At 62.4% G+C, this 274-nt stretch carries 1 pseudogene; it reads left to right on the plus strand.

Annotation, left to right across the window (positions count from 1 at the left end):
* Positions 1-274 (plus strand): annotated as a pseudogene (locus QMX86_RS28385) (hypothetical protein); the annotation flags it as partial.

Below are 274 nucleotides of genomic sequence, written 5' to 3' on the forward strand. Positions count from 1 at the left end.
CAGCAAGTGGTGGTATGCGGTTTTGGCGTGCCGGGCGATACGGTTACGGTGACGCTGGTCGGTGCCACGCGCTCAGAGCCGGCAAGTGGAATCGTGCAGGAAAATCGCACCTGGTCAGTGATGCTCGCTGCGAGTCCGCCCGAAGGGGGGCTTTATCGGCTGGAGGCAGTCGCATCTCTGGACGGGTTCGAATCATTTGAAACCCTGCGCTCGGTCATTTTGGGTACTTTTGTGCCAGCCCTCGACGAGCCGGCGCCGGGACGCTGGGTCAGCC

Origin of the sequence: Pseudomonas sp. PS01270 (assembly GCF_029959775.1) — a bacterium.
GTDB classification, from domain to species: Bacteria; Pseudomonadota; Gammaproteobacteria; order Pseudomonadales; family Pseudomonadaceae; genus Aquipseudomonas; species Aquipseudomonas atacamensis.